The organism is Pedobacter sp. 01T416_2 (assembly GCF_056398925.1).
The window spans coordinates 1-1,161 of sequence record NZ_JBFTQI010001177.1 but is presented as its reverse complement, the minus strand read 5'-3'; the positions used below and the strand labels follow the sequence as shown (position 1 = coordinate 1,161).

The following is a 1,161-nucleotide window of genomic DNA, read 5'->3' as shown; positions in this document are numbered from 1 at the left end:
GCATTTAAAGAGCAGGCCATTGCTATGGGCTACCAGGTTGATGATGAACCACAGATTACCCGCCAACAAACATTAGATAAAATAAAAGATTATACAGGTATTGCAGTAAGAACGAAATTTAGGATAGACGCCGAAATTTTTGCTGCCGCTCCAAACTTAAAGTTTGTGGCAAGAGCAGGGGCTGGCTTAGATAATATTGATGATAAAATTGCTTTTGAAAGAAATATCGAATTGATCAATGCACCTGAAGGCAATTGTGATGCTGTTGGCGAACATGCTACAGGTCTGTTACTATCATTAATGAATAATTTCCGCAGGGCCGATATTGAGATTAGAAACGGGGTGTGGGATAGAGAAGGTAACCGTGGTTACGAATTGAAAGGCAAAAAGGTGGGGATTATTGGTTATGGCTTTATGGGGCAGAGTTTTGCGAAGAAACTGGCGGGTTTCGAGGTTGATGTAATGGCCTATGATAAATATAAAACTGGATTTTCTGATGCGTTTGCCCGTGAGGTAAGCATGGAAGAAATTGTGAAACACAGTGATGTACTGAGCTTGCATATTCCCCTAACAGCCGAAACCAGACAGATGGTTGATGATGAGTATTTCTTCCATTTTAAAAAGGCCATTTTCTTTATCAATACCGCAAGGGGAGAAATTGTAAATATGCCAGCAGTGTTGAGTGCGATTAAAAGTGGAAAGATTTTAGGTGCCGGACTGGATGTGCTGCAAACAGAAAAATTCCCTGCATTGGGCGAACAGGTTTGGTATGATGAACTAAAAAATAACGAAAAAGTGATTTTAACTCCGCATGTTGGTGGCTGGACATTCGATTCTTACCGGAAAATTTCGGAGGTTTTGGCTGAGAAGTTAAGGAATCTTAATTTTTAGTGAATCATAACCCTGACTTAGTTTAATTTGGAACGCAGGGGGCACTGCTAATATTTGAGGTTCTGTCCTGCTTTCCATTACTCCCGACTTAACATCGGGATTCATTACATTGGGTTCATACAGAGCGGTTGTGACCCTCAAACCCTAAAATAAACAACTGTTTCTGCCATCTAACCCTGGGTGAAGCGTTACCCAATATCATTAAGTTAAGTAGAAAACAAAAAATATTGTCATCCTGTCCAAAGGACTCCTACGGAGAGCCTGTCGAAG

General features: G+C 40.7%; 1 protein-coding gene. It reads left to right on the top strand.

The window, feature by feature from the left end; genetic code table 11:
• Positions 1 to 891 (top strand): NAD(P)-dependent oxidoreductase (locus tag AC1DPQ_RS28355; protein ID WP_477611656.1); only part of this gene is annotated, 891 nt, incomplete at its 5' end.
• Between the last annotated feature and the right edge of the window lie 270 nt (positions 892 to 1,161).